Annotated in this window: 14 protein-coding genes; 6 read left to right on the forward strand and 8 right to left on the reverse strand. The window is 73.1% G+C overall.

Going from position 1 to position 20,994, the window contains the following annotated elements; translation table 11 throughout:
- Positions 1–65: 65 nt before the first annotated feature.
- Both ACWGE1_RS30005 and ACWGE1_RS30010 read right to left on the reverse strand, forming a co-directional pair.
- Positions 66–1,082, reverse strand: a complete 1,017-nt coding sequence (locus ACWGE1_RS30005; protein ID WP_453423598.1) for a nucleoside triphosphate pyrophosphohydrolase — start codon at positions 1,080–1,082, stop codon at positions 66–68.
- Positions 1,083–1,134: 52 nt separating this feature from the next.
- Positions 1,135–1,758, reverse strand: a complete 624-nt coding sequence (locus ACWGE1_RS30010; RefSeq protein ID WP_453423599.1) for a SurA N-terminal domain-containing protein — start codon at positions 1,756–1,758, stop codon at positions 1,135–1,137.
- A 279-nt stretch (positions 1,759–2,037) separates the two neighbouring features.
- On the opposite strand from ACWGE1_RS30010, the gene ACWGE1_RS30015 reads away from it, so the two are divergent.
- Positions 2,038–4,452, forward strand: coding sequence for a YfhO family protein (locus ACWGE1_RS30015; RefSeq protein WP_453423600.1), 2,415 nt, complete (start codon positions 2,038–2,040; stop codon positions 4,450–4,452).
- Between the two features lie 31 nt (positions 4,453–4,483).
- Here ACWGE1_RS30015 and ACWGE1_RS30020 read toward each other — a convergent pair whose 3' ends face one another.
- A complete protein-coding gene (locus tag ACWGE1_RS30020; protein WP_453423611.1) occupies positions 4,484–5,998 on the reverse strand; it encodes a protein kinase domain-containing protein in 1,515 nt (504 codons plus the stop codon).
- Positions 5,999–6,054: 56 nt separating this feature from the next.
- A complete protein-coding gene (locus ACWGE1_RS30025; RefSeq protein WP_453423601.1) occupies positions 6,055–6,684 on the reverse strand; it encodes a hypothetical protein in 630 nt (209 codons plus the stop codon).
- A gap of 253 nt (positions 6,685–6,937) precedes the next feature.
- Here ACWGE1_RS30025 and ACWGE1_RS30030 point away from each other — a divergent pair, with 253 nt between their 5' ends.
- Positions 6,938–7,651, forward strand: coding sequence for a hypothetical protein (locus tag ACWGE1_RS30030; RefSeq protein ID WP_453423602.1), 714 nt, complete (start codon positions 6,938–6,940; stop codon positions 7,649–7,651).
- Between the two features lie 84 nt (positions 7,652–7,735).
- On the opposite strand, the gene mfd is transcribed toward ACWGE1_RS30030, so the two are convergent.
- Positions 7,736–11,266, reverse strand: a complete 3,531-nt coding sequence (gene mfd / locus ACWGE1_RS30035) for a transcription-repair coupling factor (RefSeq protein ID WP_453423603.1) — start codon at positions 11,264–11,266, stop codon at positions 7,736–7,738.
- A gap of 213 nt (positions 11,267–11,479) precedes the next feature.
- On the opposite strand from mfd, the gene ACWGE1_RS30040 reads away from it, so the two are divergent.
- Complete coding sequence (locus tag ACWGE1_RS30040; RefSeq protein ID WP_453423604.1) at positions 11,480–12,886, forward strand: DUF2079 domain-containing protein; 1,407 nt, start codon at positions 11,480–11,482, stop codon at positions 12,884–12,886.
- 136 nt (positions 12,887–13,022) lie between these two features.
- On the opposite strand, the gene ACWGE1_RS30045 is transcribed toward ACWGE1_RS30040, so the two are convergent.
- Both ACWGE1_RS30045 and ACWGE1_RS30050 read right to left on the reverse strand, forming a co-directional pair.
- On the reverse strand, positions 13,023–15,608 hold the full coding sequence (locus tag ACWGE1_RS30045) for an ABC transporter permease (protein WP_453423605.1): 2,586 nt from the start codon (positions 15,606–15,608) through the stop codon (positions 13,023–13,025).
- On the reverse strand, positions 15,605–16,381 hold the full coding sequence (locus ACWGE1_RS30050) for an ABC transporter ATP-binding protein (RefSeq protein ID WP_453423606.1): 777 nt from the start codon (positions 16,379–16,381) through the stop codon (positions 15,605–15,607). The genes ACWGE1_RS30045 and ACWGE1_RS30050 overlap by 4 nt, the downstream gene beginning before the upstream one ends.
- 384 nt (positions 16,382–16,765) lie before the next feature.
- On the opposite strand from ACWGE1_RS30050, the gene ACWGE1_RS30055 reads away from it, so the two are divergent.
- Together ACWGE1_RS30055 and ACWGE1_RS30060 are read left to right on the forward strand one after the other, a co-directional pair.
- Positions 16,766–18,391, forward strand: coding sequence for an MFS transporter (locus ACWGE1_RS30055; protein WP_453423607.1), 1,626 nt, complete (start codon positions 16,766–16,768; stop codon positions 18,389–18,391).
- A 77-nt stretch (positions 18,392–18,468) separates the two neighbouring features.
- A complete protein-coding gene (locus ACWGE1_RS30060; RefSeq protein WP_453423608.1) occupies positions 18,469–19,338 on the forward strand; it encodes a hypothetical protein in 870 nt (289 codons plus the stop codon).
- An 18-nt stretch (positions 19,339–19,356) separates the two neighbouring features.
- Here ACWGE1_RS30060 and ACWGE1_RS30065 read toward each other — a convergent pair whose 3' ends face one another.
- Positions 19,357–19,920 carry a CGNR zinc finger domain-containing protein gene (locus ACWGE1_RS30065; RefSeq protein WP_453423609.1) on the reverse strand — a complete coding sequence of 188 codons (564 nt, stop codon included), beginning with the start codon at positions 19,918–19,920 and terminating at the stop codon, positions 19,357–19,359.
- Positions 19,921–20,001: 81 nt separating this feature from the next.
- Here ACWGE1_RS30065 and ACWGE1_RS30070 point away from each other — a divergent pair, with 81 nt between their 5' ends.
- Positions 20,002–20,883 carry an alpha/beta fold hydrolase gene (locus tag ACWGE1_RS30070; RefSeq protein ID WP_453423610.1) on the forward strand — a complete coding sequence of 294 codons (882 nt, stop codon included), beginning with the start codon at positions 20,002–20,004 and terminating at the stop codon, positions 20,881–20,883.
- Positions 20,884–20,994 lie beyond the last annotated feature (111 nt).

The raw sequence follows: 20,994 nt of genomic DNA on the forward strand, positions 1-20,994 counted from the left end.
CCCGTTTATTCGGCATCGGGCCGCCCCCAAAACAACCAAAACCCACGGCCCGGGCCGGCGAGCGGTTACTGCGCCGGGTCCGCGACGCCCTCGGCCGCCCGAATCGCGTCCCGGTAGGCGCGGGCCGCCGCGCGCAGCGCGGTCTCGGGGTCGGTCCCCGCCGCCTCGGCGCGCGCCGCGAGCGCCAGCAGCTCGTACCCGATGCCCTCGCCGCGGGGCAGCTCCACGTCCACACCGCCGCTGCGGGCCCGGCCCGCGAGCTTGGCCGCGAGCGCCAGGCCGGGCTGGCCCACCGGAATCCCGTCGGTGACCGACTCCCGCCGCTTCTCCACGGCCTTGGTGCGCTGCCAGTGCGCGCTGACGTCCTCCGGGGTCTCGGCCTTCGCGTCGCCGAAGACGTGCGGGTGCCGGTGGATGAGCTTCGTCACGAGGGCCCCGGCCACGTCGTCGATGGAGAAGGCTCCCTCCGGATCCTCGGCGTCCTCGTGCTCCTCGGCGATCCGCGCGTGGAAGACCACCTGCAGCAGCACGTCGCCGAGCTCCTCGCGCAGCTCCTCCCGGTCCCCGTCCTCGATGGCCTCGACCAGCTCGTACGCCTCCTCGATGGCGTACTTGGCCAGGCCCCGGTGGGTCTGCCGGGAGGTCCACGGGCACTCGCGCCGGACCCGGTCCATCACCTGGACCAGGTCGAGCAGGCGCGCGCCCGGCAGGTCGTACGAGCCGGGCAGGAGCTCCAGGTCGGGCATGGAGACCCGGCCCGAGCCGGCCAGCCGGGCCAGCCCGTCGGTGAGCCGCTGGTCACCCTCGCCGCCCGGGAGCACCACGACCGTACGGCCGCCCTCGCATGCCTCGACCAGCGCGTGCGCGTCCGGGCTCTCGAACGCCACCTCGATGCCGGCCTCCCGCAGATACGGCAGCTGCGGGTGACCGGGGTCGGCGCACAGCACCCGGTCCGCGGCGTGCAGAGTCTGCCACGCCGGCCAGGACAGCACGCCGGGGGCGACCCGGTGGCTGGTGGTCAGCAGGACGATGCGGCCCGTGGGCGCGGCAGCGGCGGCGGTGGGTTCGGAGTGCTCGGTCACCCTCCGAACCTACCTCCGATCCACCGGCCCCCGACCCGGGGGCCCCGGAGGATCAGGCTCCGGCAGGAGCCTGATCGGGCAGGGTCCGCTGGGTGATCCAGGGCGTCTCCCCGGCGCCGAGCTTGATCTCCTTGGCGTCCCAGGCCCCGTAGCGCGGGTTGACCTCGATGTGCAGCGCCTGCACGGCGGCCCGGGCGGGCTCCTCCAGCTTCCCGGCGCCGTACTTGGCGGTCAGCTTGGTGAGGAGCACCCGGTCCCGCAGGAACCGGTCGACCTGACCGGGGGCCAGGGCGCCCTTCTGCAGGAGCAGGGTCTCGAACTGCTCGTTCCCGCCGTTCTCGTCGACGTACGCCTTGCGCTCGTCCTCGACGTCCTTCTGGGTGGCCGTGAGCCCGGCGGTGTCGGCCATCTTGTCGATGATCCGGCTCTGGAGGATCGCGTCGAGCTTCTGCCGCTCCAGGTGGGGAGTGCTCGCGATGAGTTCGGCGGCGGCCTGCCCGGAACGGTTCTGCGCCGCGCGGACGTCCTTCACCTGGGCCTGGAGGGCGGACGTGGTGATCCGTTCGCCGCCCACGACGGCCGCGGTGCCGGCACGGGCCTCGCCCGAGCAGGCGGACAGCAAGGGCGCCGCCACGAGCAGGGCGGCGGAGACGGAGAGCGCTGTGCGACGGTGCAAAGGAGCCTCCAGGGCCGGGAGATTGTGCGTCGGTGCACAAAGGGCCGTGCGGTGATCGATGTTATGAGGTCACGGTGATCCGGACCACCGGTTCGACCAACGATTCGCGCGCGGACTGAACACGCACCGTTCATAAGCGAGTCGGCGGGCATCGGCGTGCCCGCCGCGCCATCCGTCACCCATCCTGGGGACCCCGTCGCCCGGAGCGGCGGCCGGATCGGCCGCCGGCCACCCTGAGGCCATCCCTCGGTCACCCGGCGCTGCCAAGGTCGGCCCACCATGTCGACAACGCACCGCTCGCCGCACACCTCGGCGCACCCCTCGGCGCACCGCTCACCGCACCCCCCGGCGCGCTCCTCACCGCGCCGCCGGAGTCTGCTCGGCTCGGCGCTCGCCGCCCTCCTCACGGCGGTCGCCGTGTGCGCGGGGGACGCCGCCGCCCGCGTCTTCCCGTACGGATCACGCCACCGCAGCATCAACGACCTCGGCAATCAGTTCGTCCCCTTCCATGCGCATTTGTGGGACCTCCTGCACGGCCGGGCGGAGGGCGGGCTGCTGTTCAACTGGCGGTCCGGATACGGCATGAGCTTCCTCCCGGACCTGGGCACCTACCTGACCAGCCCCTTCGCCCTGCTCGTCGGGCTCTTCCCGCGCGCGGACATAGACCTCGCGGTGTACGTCGTCACCGTGCTGAAAACGGCGGCCGCGGCGGCGGCGATGTGCTGGCTGCTGCGCACGCAGCGCCGCGGGCCCTGGTGGGCGGCCGGGCTGCTCGGAGCCTCGTACGCGCTGTGCGGCTGGTCGGTGATCGAGGCCTCCTACAACCCGATGTGGCTGGACGGGCTGATCGCCTTCCCCCTGCTGTGCCTGACCGGTGAATGGGCCCTGCGCGGGCGGCGGATGCTGCTCGCGCCGCCGGTCGTCGCCCTCTGCTGGACGGCGAACTTCTACACCGCCTACATGGCGACGCTGGGTGCGGCGCTGGTGCTGCTGGTACGGGTGGTGCTCACCCGGGAGGGCGTCCGGGCCCGCCTCGCGGTGATCGCGCGGGCGGCCGGGACGACCGTGCTGGGCATCGCGCTCGCGGCGCCCGTGCTCCTGCCCCTCTTCCTCAGCTCCGGGCAGGCCTACCCGGGATGGGTCAGGGAGTTCCTGCCGGTGTCCTGGGCGGACCTGTTCGCCCGGCTGCTGCCGGGGACCTACTCCTTCTCCTCCCCCGCCGTCTTCGTGGGCACCGGGACCCTGCTGCTGGTGGCCGCGCTGCCCTTCCACCGGGCGGTCCCGGCGCGCACCCGGCTGTGGTGGACGGGCCTGACGGCGGCCGTGGCCCTCTCCCTGCAGTGGGCGCCGACGCACCTGGCCTGGCACCTCTTCGCGACCCCGAACGGAAGCCCGTACCGGCAGACCTTCGTCCTGGCCGGGATCGCCGTGATCGCCGCCTGGACCGGGCTGGCCGCGGGCCTGCCGCGGCTGCCGGCGCTGGCGGCGGGCGCGGGCCTGCTGGCGGCCGCCGCGCTGTGGGCGCACGACAGCACGCTGGTGACGGCGCCGGGGTACGCGCTGTTCGGCGTCGGGCTGGCGCTGGCGGGCGCGGCCTGGTGGGCACTGCGCCACCGCCGGCTCGCCCGGCCGGCCGCGGGGCTGCTGGCGCTGGTCCTGCTGACGCAGGCCGCCGCGACCACCGCCTACGGGCACAGGGGCAAGCTGGGCGGCCTGGACGACTACCCGTCCTGGGGGACGGCGCACACCGCGCGCGCCGGGGCCCTCGCGGCGGCCGGGGGCTGGCCCGCCTACCGCACCGACCCGAGCCGGCCCGCCCTGTCCGGCAACGACCCGCTGCTGCTCGGCGGGGAGGGCGGCGCGTACTACAGCAGCCACACCCCCGACGTGTTCACGCGCACGATGGTCGCCCTCGGCGCCGGCTGGACCTCACGCGGCCGCAACGTCCAGAGCATCGACAACCCCGTGACGGACGCCGTCTTCGCGGTCGGCGCCCGCCTCCAGCCGGACGGCACGGTCCGCCGCGCGCAGGTGCCCCCACTGGTGACGACCCGCCCGCCGGGCGCACCCCTCTCCTACGCCGACGACTCCCCCTTCGCCAACCAGGAGGCGCTGCTCGGCGCCCGGGTGTACGAGGACCCGCTCGCGCCCGGGGTCTGCCGCGCGGGCACCGAGGCCTACCTGTGGGCCCCGGAGTACAACGCGACGGCCCGCCTCGCGGACGGCCCGGCCTTCCGGCTGAACGGCAACGCCCCCCGCAACCGGGCGGCCCTGCAGCCGATGGGCCTCTCGCGCGGGGCCTCCTCCGTACTGGTCTTCGACGCGGCCGCGCCCCCGCGGTGGGCCCTGTCCTGCCTGGACCGGGCGCGGCTCGACGCGGCGGTGGCCGGCCTGCGGGCCACGGCGGCGACCTCGGTCCGGGTCGGCTCCTCCGGAGTCCGGGCCGAGCTGCCTGCGGGCAGCACGGGCACGGCGGTCCTCTCCGTCCCCGCGATCGCCGGCTGGACCTGCAACGACCGCCCCGCCTCGGCCCACCTGGGGCTGGTCGCGGTGCCCCTCTCGCCCGGGACCACGCGGGTGGCCTGCTCCTTCCGGCCGCCGGGGCTGGTCCCCGCGCTGTCGGTCGCGGCGGTGGCCCTCGTGCTCCTGCTGGTCACCGCCCGCAGGATCCGCGGCGGCCGCCGGCAGGCGTGACGGGGCCGGGCCGTACAGTCCGGCCCGTCCGTCAGCGGACCTGGCTCAGCCACTGCAGGGTGCGGCGGACCTCGGCCGGGAAGGGATGCGCCGGGCCGTGCAGCCGTTCCGCGTCGAACAGCAGGCGGGCCAGGGTCTCGTGGGCCGCCTGCCGGTCGCCGAGCGAGAGCAGCAGGTGGGCGATCCGGCGGCGGACCTCCAGCGGCAGGCCCGGGTCCGGGTTGGCGTAGTGGTTCTCGAAGAACGGGAGCAGCGAGCGGTACTCCGCCAGGGCGGCGGCCGGCTCGCCGAGTTGCTCCAGGCACTGCGCCGAGTCGTAGCGGAAGCGCAGGGACTGGGGGTCCCCGGCCGGGAACTCGTCGGCGAGGCGGCGCAGTTCCGGCAGGGCGCGGCGGTACTGGCCGTCGTCCATGAGCGTGGCGGCGTACTGCTTGCGCAGGGAGCGGACCACCGGCGAGTGCTCCCCGTGCTCGGCGGCCGCCGCCGGGAGGATCCCGCCGAGGATGTCCACGGCCTGGGTGAGCCGCCCCTGGTCCAGGAGCTTGCGGGCCTCGTCCACGGCGCCGGGGACGTCCGGCTTCGGCGGCGCCTGCGCCGGCACGGGGGTCCGCGTCGGCGTCGAGGCGGGAGTGCCCGTCGGCGTGGCCATCCCCGTCGGCGGGGTGCTCGGCCGCGGCGGGATCGCCGTGGCCCGGTCCGGCCAGGGGGCCTGGGGCCGCAGGAAGGGCCGGGTCGGGTCGAGCGCGCTCACCGCGGCGCGGCCGTCGCGGGCGGGCAGCAGCGGGGCGAGCGCCTCGTAGACCTCCTGCGCGGAGGAGGGCCGGTCCTGCGGGTCCTTGGCGAGCAGGCGCATCAGCAGCGCCTCCAGCTCGGCCGGGATCTCCGGGCGCTGTCCGCGGAGCGGCAGCGGGGCCTCGTACAGGTGGCGGTGGAGCACGCCCAGGGCGGTGGATCCCGCGAAAGGGACGTTGCCGCTGAGCAGTTCGTAGAGCAGCACGCCGAGCGCGTACAGGTCGGTGTACGGGCCCACCGCGCCGCTTATCGCCTGCTCGGGCGCCATGTACGCGGGGCTGCCGATCGGCGTTCCGGTGCTGGTGAGGCGGGTGGTGTCGGTGTCCATCACCGAGGCCACACCGAGGTCGAGCACGAGCACGGTGCCGTCCGGGCGGACCATCACATTGCGCGGTTTCAGGTCGCGGTGGACGATCGGCACCGCGTGCACGGCGGACAGCACCGAGCACAGCTGCGCGACGACCGCGACCGCCCACTGCCACGGGTAGGGGCTGTGGGCGGCGAGGTGGTCGGCGAGGTCGGAGCCCTCGACGTAACCCATGACGAGGAACAGCTCGTCGCCGTCGCTGCCCGCGTCGTGCACGGTGACCAGGCCCGGGTGGTCCACCTGCGCGGTGACCCGGCATTCGCGCACGAAGCGGCGGCGCAGCTCCTCGGCGACCGTGCCGGGGCCGGCGACCTTGTCGGGGCGCAGCAGTTTGACGGCGACCCGCCGGTCCAGGCGCTGGTCGTACGCCGTCCAGACCTGGCCCATGCCGCCCTGTCCGAGGATGCTCGCCAGCCGGTAGCGGTCTCCGATGAGGCGGTCGGTCACTGCTGCGGGTCCCGGAAGGGCGTCTGGTTCGGGTCCTGGTGGGAACTGCCCGGCGGCGGGGTCTGCTTGCGCAGCAGCTCACTGAGCTCGTCGAGTTCGGCGCGGACCTGCCCGAGGCGCGGCGGCGGGGTCGGCTGCGGCGGCACCTGCGGAACGGCCGGCGTCCGGCCGGAGATCTGGGTGGGGGCCGTGGCCTGCGGGTAGCCGTAGGCGGGCCCGGAGGACTGCGGGTGGGTGTACGGAGCGGACTGCCCCGGGTACCACTGCGCGGTCGGCGCCGTCCGCAGGGCCTCGTGGTGCTTGATGTCGGCGACGAGGAAGTACACGCAGATCGCGAATCCGGTGAAGATCGATCCGCCGGCCCCCAGGTTGCCCTGCCAGCCGTTGACGTCGGGCGTGGGGTCGATCTGGATGAGCGTCATCCACACGACGGCGAGCACGCCGCTGGCCACCATCAGCGTCCAGTCACGGGACTTACGGGTGACCAGGGCGAGGCGCAGCATCGCCCCCCAGGCGAGGAAGCCGCAGCTGAGGATCGGCAGCAGCATGAACACCACGCGCAATGCCACCACACCCCCGGAATTGGACTGGGGGCCGTGCTGCGGCGGAAGGCCGGGGCCGTGCATCGCTGCTCCTGACGGGCCGTGCGGAAGAAGTTTCGGGTCTGAGGGTATACAGCGTTCCCGGCCATGGGTGAGGGGATGCACGCAACCGTTGCAGGGTCGCAGCACGGCTGTCGGCCGGGTCGGGGCGCGGTGGGGCCGGGGGGAGCGGGGGGCGGTTGCGGCGTCGGCTGCGATCCATCTATTCGGAATCTGATCTTCCGGTTCTCCTTTAGGCTTCTTTTACTCCCCCTTTTCCCTGTCGCAGAGAGTCCCCATGCGTACCGCTCACCGCTCGACCGCCACCGCCGCCCTCACCTGCGCCGCCGCCCTCGGCCTCAGCGGGTGCTTCGCGTCCGGCCCGTTCGCGGACCTGTCCGGCTCCGAGGTGGCGGACCGGTCCGTGGAAGCCCTGCGCGGAGCCTCCTCGCTCACCGTCAGCGGCAAGCTGTGGGAGGAGGGCAAGCCGCTGCAGCTGAACATGGCGGTGAGCAGGACAGGCGACTGCAGGGGCACGGTCGCCGGCCGGGAAGGCTCCTTCGAGCTGATCCGCAACTCCGCGTTCGTGTTCATCAAGGCCGACGAGTCCTTCTACCGCTCCCAGACGAAGGACCTGCCCGAGGAGCAGGCGGACGAGGCGGTCGCGCGGATGGCGGGCCACTGGCTGAAGTCGAAGGCCTCGGGCGAGGACGCGAAGGAACTGTCCGCCCTGTGCGACATGAACGAGCTGCTCGAGGAGTTCGAGGAGAACAGGGGCGCGGAGAAGGGCGAGGTCACCGCGGTCGACGGCGAGAAGGCCCTCACCCTGACCACGAAGACCGCCGAGGGCACCGAGACCCTGCTGGTCGCCACCGAGGGCGAGCCCTACCTGCTCAGGGCGACCGTCACCGGCAAGGAGCCGGGTGAGGTCAGCTTCACCGGCATCGACGAGCCGGTCCGCGCCGAGGCCCCGGACGACAAGGACGTCATCGACGCGGACGCGCCGAACTGACGCACGGGTGCGCGAACGGCCGCGGCCGGGGACCGGAAAGGTCCCCGGCCGCGGCCGTTCGCACGGTGGCCGAAGCCGCAGCCGCTACGAGCCGAGGATGGTGGTGAGGAACTCCCCGGTCCAGGCGAGCAGTTCCCGCCCGACCACCGGCTTGCCGCCGATCTTGCCCGCCTTCGGGCGCGGGATCAGCACCTGCGAGGTGGCCGGCTTGAGCACCGACCCCGGGTAGAGCCGCTTGAGCCGCAGCTCCTGCGACTCGCGCAGCTCCACCGGCCCGAACCGGACGTTGTTGCCCTGCAGGGTGATGTCGGCGACCCCGCAGGCCCGCGCGAGCATCCGCAGCCCGGCCACCAGCAGCAGGTTCTCCACCGGCTCCGGCAGCTTGCCGTAGCGGTCGGTGAGCTCCTCCCGCACGGCCTTGATGTCGGCCTCGGAGTTGGCGGAGGCGATGGACCGGTACGCCTGCAGGCGCAGCCGCTCGCCGGGCGCGTAGTCGTGCGGGACGTGCGCGTCGACCGGAAGCTCGATCTTGACCTCCAGCGGCGGCTCCTCCTCCACCCCGCCCTCGACCGCGGCCCGGTAGTCGGCCACCGCCTCGCCGACCATGCGGATGTAGAGGTCGAAGCCGACGCCCGCGATGTGACCGGACTGCTCGCCGCCGAGCAGATTGCCCGCGCCGCGGATCTCCAGGTCCTTCATCGCCACGTACATGCCCGCGCCCATCTCGGTGTGCTGGGCGATCGTCGCGAGCCGCTCGTGCGCGGTCTCGGTCAGCGGCTTCTCCGGCGGGTACAGGAAGTACGCGTACCCGCGCTCGCGGCCACGGCCGACCCGGCCGCGCAGCTGGTGCAGCTGGCTCAGGCCGAAGTTGTCGCCGCGCTCCACGATCAGGGTGTTGGCGTTGGAGATGTCGATGCCCGACTCGACGATCGTCGTCGACACCAGCACGTCGAACTTCTTCTCCCAGAAGTCGACGACGACCTGCTCCAGCGCCTGCTCCGACATCTGGCCGTGGGCCGTGGCGATCCGCGCCTCGGGCACGATCTCGCGCAGCCTGGCCGCCGCCCGGTCGATGGACTCGACCCGGTTGTGGATGTAGAAGCACTGGCCCTCGCGCAGCAGCTCGCGGCGGACGGCCGCGCCGATCTGCTTCTCCTCGTAGGGCCCGACGAAGGTGAGCACCGGGTGCCGCTCCTCCGGCGGGGTGGTGATCGTCGACATCTCGCGGATGCCGGTCACCGCCATCTCCAGGGTGCGCGGGATCGGGGTCGCGGACATGGTCAGCACGTCGACGTTGGCGCGGAGCTTCTTCAGCTGCTCCTTGTGCTCCACGCCGAACCGCTGCTCCTCGTCGACGATGACCAGGCCGAGGTCCTTGAACTTCGTCTCCTGCGAGAACAGCCGGTGCGTGCCGATGACCACGTCCACCGAGCCCTCCGCCAGACCCTCCAGGGTGGCCTTGGACTCGCTCTCGCTCTGGAAGCGCGAGAGCGCCTTCACCTTGACGGGGAACTGGCTGTAGCGCTCGGAGAAGGTGCCGAAGTGCTGCTGCACGAGGAGGGTCGTCGGGACGAGGACGGCGACCTGCTTCCCGTCCTGGACCGCCTTGAAGGCGGCTCTCACAGCGATCTCGGTCTTGCCGTAGCCGACGTCGCCGCAGATCAGCCGGTCCATCGGGACCGACTTCTCCATGTCCTCCTTGACCTCGGCGATGGTCGTGAGCTGGTCGGGCGTCTCCGCATACGGGAAGGCGTCCTCCAGCTCGCGCTGCCAGGGGGTGTCCGGGCCGAAGGTGTGGCCGGGTGCCGCCATGCGCGCGCTGTAGAGCTTGATGAGGTCGGCGGCGATCTCCTTGACCGCCTTCTTCGCGCGCGCCTTGGTCTTGGTCCAGTCGGCGCCGCCGAGCCGGTGCAGGGTCGGGGCCTCGCCGCCGACGTACTTGGTGACCTGCTCCAGCTGGTCGGTGGGGATGTACAGCCGGTCGCCGGGCTGCCCGCGCTTGGCCGGCGCGTACTCCACCAGCAGGTATTCGCGGGTGGCGCCCTGCACCGTCCGCTGGACCATCTCGACGTAGCGGCCCACGCCGTGCTGCTCGTGCACGATGTAGTCGCCGGCCTCCAGGGTCAGCGGGTCGATCGTCTTGCGGCGCCGGGTCGGCATCCGGCCGAGGTCCTTGGTGGCGGTGCGCTGGCCCGTCAGGTCGGTCTCGGTGAGGACGGCCAGGCGCAGCACCGGGTCGACGAAGCCGTTGTCGATCGAGCCGCAGGCCACGTGGACCAGGCTCGGCTCCAGGGCGCCCAGTTCCGGCTCCAGCCTGGCCGCGATGCCCTCGCCGCCGAGCACCTCGACCGTACGGGCGGCCGGGCCGTGGCCCTCGGTGAGGAAGACGGTGTGCCAGCCGTCGGCGATCCAGCCCTTGGTGTCGGCCAGCGCCCGGGCGGTGTCGCCGCGGTAGGCCTCCGGGGCGTGCATGCCGAGCTTGAGCGTGTCGCCGCCCACGGTCTCGTCGGCGGCGAAGGGCGACACCGACCACCACATCATGTCCAGCTCGCGGGCCCGGTCGCGGACGTCGGCGATGCCGCGGAGCGAGGCCGCGCCCACGTCGATGGGGGCCTCGCCGCCGCCCGCGGTGGCCGCCCAGGAGGCCATCAGGAACTCCTGGCTCGTCGCCACGAGGTCGGCGGCCCGGGTGCGGACCCGCTCCGGGTCGCAGACCACGGCCATCGACCCGGCGGGCAGGACGTCGATCAGCAGTTCCATCTCGTCGACGAGGACCGGGGCGAGGGACTCCATGCCCTCGACGGCGATCCCCTCGGCGATCTTGTGCAGCAGCTCGCCGAGCTCGGGGTGGGCCTCGGCGAGGGCCGCGGCCCGCTCCCGCACCTCGTCGGTCAGCAGCAGCTCGCGGCAGGGCGGGGCCCACAGCCCGTGCTCGGCGATCTCCAGGGAGCGCTGGTCGGCGACCTTGAAGTAGCGGATCTCCTCGACCTCGTCGCCCCAGAACTCGATGCGCAGCGGGTGTTCCTCGGTGGGCGGGAACACGTCGAGGATGCCGCCGCGCACGGCGAACTCCCCGCGCTTCTCGACGAGCTCCACCCGTGCGTACGCGGCGGCGGCCAGCGCCTCGGTGATCTCGCCGAGGTCCGCGCCGCCGCCCTGCCGCAGGCTGACCGGGACCAGCTCGCCGAGCCCCTTGACCTGCGGCTGGAGCACGGACCGGATGGGTGCGACGAGTACGCTCACCGGTCCCGCGGCCGGATCGTCCTTGCTCGGGTGCACCAGTCGGCGCAGTACGGCGAGCCGGCGGCCCATGGTGTCGCTGCGCGGGCTGAGCCGCTCGTGCGGCAGCGTCTCCCAGGACGGGTAGTCCACCACTTCGTCGGGCGGCAGCAGCGAGCGCAGCGCGGCGGCCAGGTCCTCGGCCTCGCGCCCGGTGGCGGTGACGGCCAGCACGGTCCGCCCCGTGCGGCGGGCCAGCGCGGCGATCGCGAAGGGCCGCGCGGCGGCGGGGCCGACCAGGTCCACGTGCATGCGCTTGCCGTCCCCGGCCGCGGTGACCGCCTCGGTGAGGGCGGCGTCACGGGTGACGGCGTCGAGCAGTCCGTGCAGGCTCATGAAGAGGCTTTCCGTCCGGTGAAGGTCTGGGGGTGCGAAGGTCTGGAACTGCGGAGCGGGCAACGCGAAGGACCCGACACGTCGCACGGGCCGGGGGTTCCCACCCTACGACGACGCCCCCCGCGCCGCTTTACGATGTTGTTGTTCTGACTGTCCGAGCTCGCCGCGTCTCTTCCGCCGGGGAGACGACTACCGGCCGAGGAGCACGAGTACGTGACGAGCGACGCCATAGCCCGCCAGGCGCCGGTGGCACCGGCACCCGCGGAAGCGGGCCGGACCCGGTGGGCGGGGCCGTGGCTGGTGGCCGCCGGCCTGTTCCTCGTCCACCTCGTCCTGTCCGTCGGCCGTTTCCGGCGGATGGACTGGGCCTCCTGGGACCTGGGGATCTTCGAGCAGGCGATCCGCGCGTACGCGCACCTGCAGGAGCCCGTCGTCGATCTGAAGGGGCCCGGGGCCAACATCCTCGGCGACCACTTCAGCCCGATCATCGCGCTCGTCGCCCCCGTCTACCGGGTCTTCCCCGGGCCCGTCACCCTGCTGGTCGTACAGGCCGCACTGTTCGCGGTCTCCGCCGTGCCCGTCACCCGGGCGGCCGTGCGGCTCCTCGGCCAGGCCCGCGGGATCGCCGTCGGCATCGCCTACGGGCTGTCCTGGGGCATCCAGCGGGCCGTGGAGTTCGACTTCCACGAGATCGCCTTCGCCGTGCCGCTGCTGGCCTTCTCCCTGGAGGCGGTCCTGGCCCGGCGCTGGCGGGCCGCCCTGCTGTGGGGGCTGCCGCTGGTCCTCGTCAAGGAGGACCTCGGCTTCACGCTCGCCGCCCTGGCGGTGGTGGTCGCCTGGCGGGCCCGGACCACCGACCGGCGGATCGCCGTGACCGCGCTCGCCCTGGCCGGCGCGGCCTGCGTCTTCGCCGCCTTGGTGTTCACGGTCTTCATACCGGCCTTCGCCACCGCGGGCTACGGCTACTGGGACAAGATCGACGGCGCCGGTCCGCTCGGCGGGCTCGGCACCAAGCTCACCACCCTGGCGTGGGTACTGCTCCCCACCTCCGGGCTGCTCGCGCTGCGCTCGCCGCTGCTCCTGGTCGCCGCGCCCACCCTCGGCTGGCGGTTCCTGTCCGGCGACGACCACTACTGGTCCACCGACTGGCACTACAGCGCCGTCCTGATGCCCGTCGTGGCCCTCGCGCTCGTCGACGCCATCGACACCCTGCGGCGCAGCGAGCGGCCCCGGCTGCGCTCGTACGCCCTGCAGATGCCGGCCGCCGTGCTCGCCGCCGCGCTGGCCCTGAGCGCGACCGCGATGCCGACGGCCAAGCTGATCGAGGCCCGTACGTACGAGAAGCCCGAGCGCGTCCGCGCGATCGAGCGGCTCCTGGACCGGATCCCCGACGGGGCGACCGTGGAGGCCGACACCACCCCGCTCACCCGGCTGACCTCCCGCTGCCGCGTGCTGTGGATCGGCGGCAGCAAGGGCGTGGTCCCCGACTGGATCACGATCGACAACTCCTCGAAGTGGGCCGGCGAGGACCCGACCGGCTACGCCCGCCAGCTCCACCCCGACGAGCAGTTCACCCTGGTGGGTGAGGCGCACGGCATCGTCCTGATGCAGCGGGGGTGAACCGGCGGGCGGTGGACCGGTGGCCGGTGGAGCGGCGGAGCGGTGGCCGGTGGAGCGGCGGACCGCCCCCGGACACGACGCCGGTCCGGAACCGTGAGGTCCCGGACCGGCATCTCCCCCGACCGAACGTGAGCGGTTACTCGCTCGCGATCGCGTTCAGAACGTTCATCCGCCCTGCCCGGAAGGCCGGGACCAGTGCGGCGAACAGGCCCACGAAGGCCGAGGCGGCGAACACCCCGAGGATCGTCGGCCACGGGATCTCCAGCACCTTCAGGCCCTGGAGCGCCAGCAGCTGCTGCGCGCCGATGCCCCAGCCCATGCCCAGCCCGAGGCCGAGCAGGGCGCCGAAGAGGGCGATGACCACCGACTCCAGGCGGATCATGCGGCGCAGCTGGCGGCGGGAGAGGCCGATGGCGCGCATCAGGCCGATCTCGCGGGTCCGCTCGACCACCGACAGGGCCAGGGTGTTCACCACGCCCAGGACCGCGACGATGATCGCGAGGCCGAGGAGCCCGTAGACCATGTTCAGGAGCTGGCCGACCTGGTCCTTCAGGGCCTGCTTGTAGTCGGTCTGGTTGCGCACCACGTACTGCGGGTACTGCGCCATCGCCGTCTTCACCGACTGGTACACGGCCGCCTCGGACTGCCCGTCCTGCGCGGTGGCCAGCAGCATGAAGGGCAGCGGCATCCTGTCGGCGGGGACGTTCGCCCGCGCGGTCTCGGTGCTGATGTACTTCATGCCCTTGTCGAGGTTGCCGTCGTCGCTGGTGATCGCGGCGACCTTCAGCTTGACGGTGCTGCCGCCGGTGAAGGCGACCGTCAGCTCGTCGCCGACCTTGACGCCGTGCTGGGTGGCATAGGCGGAGCCGACCGACATGGAGCCGCTGCCGTACGCCGCGGCGTGCTCGCCGGCGACCATCTTGCGCCGGATGTCCTTGGCGTACGTCGGGTCGGTCGCGCCGAGGCCCGTTTCCTCGGTGGTGCCGTCGGGAGCAGTCAGCTTGACCGGGACCTGGCGGTAGGCGGTGATGTGGTCGAGGCCCCGGGTGGCGTGCAGTGCCTGCTCGGCCTGCGGCAGGACGGGCTGGCCGGTCTCGGAGCTGACGATGTAGTCCGCGCCGACCGACTTGTCGAGCTCCTCCGTCGCGGAGGCCACCATCGAGGAGCCGACCACCGACAGACAGGCGACCAGGGCGAGGCCGATCATCAGCGCGGCGGCGGTGGCGCCGGTGCGGCGCGGGTTGCGCAGGGCGTTGCGCTCGGCGAGGCGGCCCACGGACCCGAAGGGCCGCAGCACCACGCCGGCGAGCACCCGCACCACACCCGCGGCGAGCAGCGGGCCGATCACGATGAAGCCGATGAGGGTGAAGACGACCCCGAGGCCCAGCCAGAGCGATCCGGGCCCGGCCTTCTCGGCGGCCGCGGCGAGGAAGAGGCCCGCGCCGCCGATGCCGGTGAGGACCAGGCCGAGGACGGCGCGGAGGACGCCGGCCTTCTTGTCGCCCGGGGTGCCGGACTCGCGCAGCGCGGCCATCGGAGAGACCTTGCCGGCCCGGCGGGCCGGGATGAAGGCGGAGATGACGGTGACCTTGATGCCGAGGAAGAGCCCGATGGCCGGGGTGGTCCAGGCGATCGTCAGGTCGTCGGTGGACAGGTGCATGCCCATGGAGCCCATGAGCTCCATCAGGCCGATCGCCAGGCCCACACCGGCGCCGACGCCCAGGACCGAGCCGACGATCCCGAGCAGGAATGCCTCCAGGACCACGGACTTCAGCACCTGACCGCTGTCCGCGCCGATGGCGCGCATCAGGCCGATCTCGCGGGTGCGCTGGGCCACCAGCATCGAGAAGGTGTTGAAGATCAGGAAGATGCCGACGAGGAAGGCGATCCCGGCGAAGCCGAGCATCACGTACTTCATGACGTCGAGGAAGGAGCCGACGTCCTTGCGGTTGGCGTCCGCGGCCTCCTTGGCGGTCTGCAGCTTGTACGTGTCCGCGCCGACGGCCTGCGCGACGTTCTGCTTGAGCTGCTCGTCGCTCACCCCGTCCTTGGCGGTGACGTTGACGTGCGTGAAGGCGCCGGGGGAGCCGAGCAGCGACTGCTGTGCGGTGGCCGTGTCGAAGTAGACGATGGCCGCGCCCGGGTTGGTCACGGTGAAGGCGGCGATACCGGTGATCCTGGCGCGGATGTCGCCGGTGACGGCGATGGTGCGCAGCTCGTCACCAAGCCTGAGGTGGTGCTTCTCGGCGGTGTCGGCGTCGACCATCACCTCGGTCGGGCCGCGCGGCGCGTTGCCCGAGGTGATCTTCATGGACTTGAGCTCGTTGTCGTTCCAGTTGCCCGCGATGGTCGGGGCGCCGGTGGTCGAGCCCATGTTCTCGTTCTTGGAGTTGACCACCGTGACGGACATCGACACGACGCCGCCCTCGGCGCTCTTGACGCCCTCGGCCTTGCGGACCTGCTCGACGGCCTCGCCCGACAGCGTCTCGGGCCGGCCGCGGTCCGGGGTCTCCTCCCCCTCCTTGACCTCCTTCGGGCTGACGGTCACATCGGAGTTGGTGACGGCGAACAGCTTGTCGAAGGTGGTGTTCATGGTGTCGGTGAACACCAGGGTGCCGCAGACGAAGGCGACGGAGAGCATGACCGCGACGGCGGAGAGCGCCATCCGCCCCTTGTGGGCGACGAAGTTGCGCCGCGAGGTCTTCAGGACGGTGTTGCTCATGAGGTCCGCCCGCGCGCGTCGAAGTCCTTCATGCGGTCCAGGACCTGGTCGGCGGTGGGCCCGTACATCTCGTCGACGATCCGGCCGTCGGCCAGGAAGATGACGCGGTCCGCGTAGGAGGCGGCCACCGGGTCGTGCGTGACCATGACAATCGTCTGGCCGAGCTCGTCCACCGAGCGGCGCAGGAAGCCGAGGACCTCGGCGCCCGCCCTGGAGTCCAGGTTTCCGGTCGGCTCGTCCCCGAAGATGATCTGCGGGCGGGCGGCGAGGGCGCGGGCGACCGCCACGCGCTGCTGCTGGCCGCCGGAGAGCTCGGTCGGGCGGTGCTTGAGGCGGCCCGCGAGGCCCACGGTCTCCACGACCCGGTTCAGCCACTCCGCGTCGGGCTTGCGGCCCGCGATGTCCATGGGGAGCGTGATGTTCTCCAGGGCGTTGAGCGTGGGCAGCAGGTTGAACGCCTGGAAGATGAAGCCGATCCGGTCCCGGCGCAGCTGCGTGAGCTTCTTGTCCTTCAGCCCGGTGATCTCGGTGTCGTCCAGGTGGATCTGCCCGCTGGTCACCGTGTCGAGACCGGCGAGGCAGTGCATCAGCGTGGACTTGCCGGAGCCGGAGGGACCCATGATCGCCGTGAACTGGCCGCTCATGATGTCCACGTCCACGTCGTCGAGGGCGACGACGCGCGTCTCCCCGGAGCCGTACGCCTTGACGACGTTCCGCGCCCGGGCCGCGACGGCTGCATGCCCTCCAGTACCCCCGTGCCTGGTTTCGGTCATAGCCGTTGTCACGGTCTTTCTCCCTCTTCGAATGCGTGCGTCCGCGTGCGCTGCCTGCGCCTGCGTCGGTGTGCGCCTGTGTGCGCGTGAGCGCTGCGTCGCCGTCATGAAGTCTCCGCCGGGCGGAAGCACGGCGCGCTGGTGCCCATCGCCGTATCCGCCCGGGGGTTAACCCCACCCCCCGGCCCCTGGTGCGTAGGTTCCAGTCAAGGAGACGTCCGGCCTGCCCACGTCCTCCGCCGGGAGGAATGACCCCTGGCCCGTTGTACGGAGGGACCCCTAGGGGATCTGCACCCTTCGGCGTACCGGCCCTGGGGGATACCGCCCGGCACGTGGCGGTGAGATGGTGTTCCCCGCAGTTACGTGCAGGGGGAAGGAATCTGGGTGGCAGCGGCGGAAGGCACGGGCGCGAGCCCGGACGGCATACCCGCGGGGCGCCCGGACGATGCTCCCGGGGCAGGTGTTTCGGCCAGGAACGCCACCGGCGGCGCCCCCTCGCACAACCCGGCCGCCCGGCCTCCGGCGCCCGTGGTCGCCTCCCTGATGCTCGGCATGGCCCTCGTCGCCCTGGAAAGCACCATCGTGGCCACCGCCGTCCCCCAGATCGTGGGCGACCTCGGCGGCTTCTCCGTCTTCGCCTGGCTCTTCTCCGGCTACCTGCTCGCGGTGACCGTCACCCTGCCCGTCTACGGCAAGCTGTCCGACACCTTCGGCCGCAAGCCCGTCCTGCTCTTCGGCATCTGCCTCTTCCTCGCCGGCTCGCTGCTGTGCGCCTCCGCCTGGAACATGGCCGCCCTCATCGCCTTCCGCATCGTGCAGGGCCTGGGCGGCGGCGCCCTCCAGGGCACGATCCAGACCCTGGCCGCCGACCTGTACCCGCTGGCGCAGCGGCCGCGGATCCAGGCCCGGATGTCCAGCGTCTGGGCCACCTCGGCCGTGGCCGGCCCCGCACTCGGCGGGCTGCTCGCCTCCTACGCGCACTGGCGCTGGATCTTCCTGATCAACCTGCCGCTGGCCGGGCTCGCCCTGTGGATGATCGCCCGTCACCTGACCGAGCCCGTCCGGTCTCCCGGCCGCCGGGGACCGGTCGACTGGGCGGGGGCCCTGGGCGTCTTCGCCTGCGGCGGCCTGCTGCTCTTCGCGCTCGTCCAGGGCGGGGTCGCCTGGCCCTGGCTGTCCGCCCCCTCGCTCGGGCTGCTGGGGGCGAGCGCGGTACTGGCCCTGGTCGTGGTCCGGGTGGAACGCCGGGCGGAGGAACCGATCCTGCCCGGCTGGGTGTGGCGTCGGCGCACCATCGCCGCCGTCAACCTGGCCATGGCGGCGCTCGGCCTGCTGATGGTCGCCCCCATGGTGTTCATGCCGACCTACGCGCAGTCCGTGCTCGGCCTCGGCCCCGTCGGCGCGGGCCTGGTGATGTCGGTGATGACCCTGAGCTGGCCCGTCACCGCCGCCTGCAGCCAGCACGTCTACCGGCGCATCGGCTTCCGGAACACCGCCGCCGTCGGGATCGCGCTGGCCGCGGTGATCCTCTACTCCTTCACCCTGCTGCCCCAGCCCGCCCGGCCCTGGCAGCCCGCACTGATCATGCTGCTGCTGGGCGGCGCCCTCGGCCTCTTCCAGCTCCCGCTGATCGTCGGGGTCCAGTCCACCGTGGGCTGGGCCGAGCGCGGGACCACGACGGCCTCCGTGCTGTTCTGCCGGCAGGTCGGCCAGAGCGTGGGCGCCGCCCTGCTCGCCGCCGTCGCCAACGCCACCATCGCCGCCCGCCTGGCGGACGCCCCCGTACCCGGCCTCCCGGCGCACCTGGACGACGTGGCGAAGGCGCTGGACGCGCCGGAGCTGCTCCCCGGCGCCGCCGCCGACCATCTGCGCGCGGCGGTGTCCGCCGCCGTGGAGCACATCTTCCTCGGGGCGGCGGCGGCCGCCGTGGCCGCGCTGGCGGTTCTGCTGCTGGTGGCGCCGCGCAGGTTCCCCGTACTGCCGCAGCGGCCGGAAACGCCCGGAGAATAGCGGGCCACGGAAAGTCGCCTTGTCATGACCGGGCCAGTAAGTAACGCTCGTGCCAGGACCGTTTCCGGGGGGACGACATGGCATCCACACTCTGCGCACTCGCATTACTGGCCGCACTGGCCGGCCCGATCTGCCTGCGGCTGCGCCGCCACCCGGGCTTCATCACCGGCCGCGACGGCCGCCTGTCCACCTCGACGGCCCTCGCCCTCGCCTGGACGGTGATCCTGCTCTGGCTGCTGCTGGCGATCCTCGGCCACGGGCTCACCGCGGGCGGCGGGGTCGCGTACTTCCGGGGCGCCGACGGCCCGCTGTCCACCCTGACGACGGTCTACCTGCCCCTGCTCGGCGGCCCGTACCTGGCACTGATCGCGGCCAAGACGGTCGTCGGCCTGCGCGTGGAGCACGGCAACCTGGCCAAGCCCGCCGCGAGGCCGACGCCGTCGGGCCGCCGGCCGCTGCGGGAGCTGATCGCGAACGACAGCGGGCGCACCGACCTGGTGGACCTCCAGTACGTCGCGCTCAGCGCGGTCACCATGCTCTACGTGGTGCTGTTCTTCCTCGCGGACGTCGGCGCCGGACTCCCGCGCCTGCCCGCCGAGATGTGGGCCCTGACGGGCGCCCCGGCCGGCGCGTACCTGGTGAACAAAATGGCCGTCCGGGCCAACCCGGTGATCACGCACGTGGCGCTGGAGGGCGACCGGCTGACGGTCGAGGGCGGCGGCTTCACCCAGGACCCGGCGGGCCCCCCGACCCTCCTGACCGTCGACGACACCCCCCTCCCGGCCCTGGCCGACCCCCTGACGGGCGCCCTGACCGCCACGCTCACGGCCCCGGCGGCGCCCCCGTTCACGGTGGTCGTCACGGCCCGGGGCCTGCGCAGCGACCCCTACCGCTACGCGCCCCCGGTGAAGCCGGCCGTTCCGGCCCAGCAGCAGCCGGGAGGCTGACCGCGCGGCCGGGCCGCCCTACCCGGCCGTGTCGGCCCTGTGGCGGGCGTAATAGCGGGCCACCCGGGCGCGGTTGCCGCAGACCGACGCCACGCACCAGCGGCGCCGGGGGTGCGCCGGCAGGAAGAGCAGCACGCAGTCGTGGGCCTCGCACTCGCGCACCTGCGGCACCCGGGGGTCCGTCAGGAGCTCCGCGGCCGCCTCGGCCAGCTCCGCCGCGAGCCGCCGGGCCGGGTCGGCCGACCGGTGCGCATCGGCGACCGTCCCGCCCTCCTCGGTCCAGGACAGCACGCGGTGCGACGGCGCCGCGGCCAGGAACCCGTTCAGCGCGCGCAGCGACCCGGCCGGAGGCCGCTCACCGCGCCGCACGGCTTCGACCGCCGGGCGCGCGGCCTCCCGTACGGCCACCACGGCGGCCACCTCGGCCGCGCCCACCGCGCCGAGCGGGGTCAGCCGCCCGGCCTGCACGGCCAGCCAGTCCGCGAGCCCGGCCGCGTCGGCGACGAGGTCGCCCGCGGCGGACTCGGTGTTGAGGAGGTCCAGCGCGAGGGGCTCACCGGTGAGCGGAAAGGTCACTGTCACCCGGCTAATGCTACTGCAGTCCCTTGACCCATTAGCGATCACCGGCAAGACTAATGGAACCAAGGGCCCAGGAGGCATGTGATGACCGCTCGCCGCACCATCCCCACCGTCCGGCACCGCACGGTCGACGTGGACGGAGTGCGCGTCGCCTACCGCGAGAGCGGCCCAGCCGACGGACCCGTCCTGCTGCTCCTGCACGGATTCCCCACCGCCTCGCACCAGTTCGCCCGCCTGATGGACGCCCTCGGCGACACCCCGTACCGCCTGATCGCCCCAGACCACCCCGGCTTCGGCCGCACCGAAGCCCCGGCCGGATTCACGTACACCTTCGACCGGCTCGCCGACATCCTGGAGGGCTTCACCGACGCCCTCGGACTGGACCGCTTCGTCCTGTACGTCTTCGACTTCGGCGCCCCGATCGGACTGCGGCTCGCCGCGCGCCGCCCGGAGCGCGTGACCGGCCTGATCGTCCAGAACGGCAACGCCTACGAGGAGGGCCTCTCGGACGCGGCCCGCGAGTTCGCCGGGCTCCGGCGCGAGGTCCCCGGCAACGAGGAGCGCGTCCGCGGGCTCTTCACGCCGGAGGGCACCCGCTTCCAGTACGAGACCGGCGTCGCCGACACCGGCCTGCTCTCCCCCGACAGCTGGACCCTCGACGTGCGCCACCTCGGCCTGCCGGGCCGCGCCGACGCCCAGGCCGACCTCGCCTTCGACTACGCCTCGAACTTCGCTCACTACCCCGCCTGGCAGGCATGGCTGCGCGCCGCCCGGATCCCGGTCCTGGTCGTCTGGGGCGCGGGCGACCCCTTCTTCACCCCGGCGGGCGCCAAGGCATACCTCCGCGACGCCCCGCACGCGGACGTCCACGTCTTCGAGGGCGCGGGCCACTTCGCCCTGGAGACCCATCTCCCCCGGATCGCCCCGCTGATCGAGGACTTCCTCAATACCGCTCCGGGGGCCTGACGAGGGCGTCCGCCGACCACCGGCCCGGCGCCGGGCCCGGCCGGGCTGCCGGCCGGGGAGGGCGGGGCCGTCCCGCCGGGGGGGGCCGGGCCGGCCCCCCCCCCCCCGCGC

The organism is Streptomyces sp. NPDC054932 (assembly GCF_053610205.1).

What these genes read in the sequence shown, in the direction of transcription:
- ACWGE1_RS30015 (WP_453423600.1), top strand. Translation starts at nt 2,038, where the DNA reads ATGTCGACAACGCACCGCTCGCCGCACACCTCGGCGCACCCCTCGGCG.
- ACWGE1_RS30020 (WP_453423611.1), bottom strand. Translation starts at nt 5,998, where the DNA reads ATGGGCCAGGTCTGGACGGCGTACGACCAGCGCCTGGACCGGCGGGTC.
- ACWGE1_RS30025 (WP_453423601.1), bottom strand. Translation starts at nt 6,684, where the DNA reads ATGCACGGCCCCGGCCTTCCGCCGCAGCACGGCCCCCAGTCCAATTCC.
- ACWGE1_RS30030 (WP_453423602.1), top strand. Translation starts at nt 6,938, where the DNA reads ATGCGTACCGCTCACCGCTCGACCGCCACCGCCGCCCTCACCTGCGCC.
- mfd (WP_453423603.1), bottom strand. Translation starts at nt 11,266, where the DNA reads ATGAGCCTGCACGGACTGCTCGACGCCGTCACCCGTGACGCCGCCCTC.
- ACWGE1_RS30045 (WP_453423605.1), bottom strand. Translation starts at nt 15,608, where the DNA reads ATGAGCAACACCGTCCTGAAGACCTCGCGGCGCAACTTCGTCGCCCAC.
- ACWGE1_RS30050 (WP_453423606.1), bottom strand. Translation starts at nt 16,381, where the DNA reads ATGACCGAAACCAGGCACGGGGGTACTGGAGGGCATGCAGCCGTCGCG.
- ACWGE1_RS30060 (WP_453423608.1), top strand. Translation starts at nt 18,469, where the DNA reads ATGGCATCCACACTCTGCGCACTCGCATTACTGGCCGCACTGGCCGGC.
- ACWGE1_RS30070 (WP_453423610.1), top strand. Translation starts at nt 20,002, where the DNA reads ATGACCGCTCGCCGCACCATCCCCACCGTCCGGCACCGCACGGTCGAC.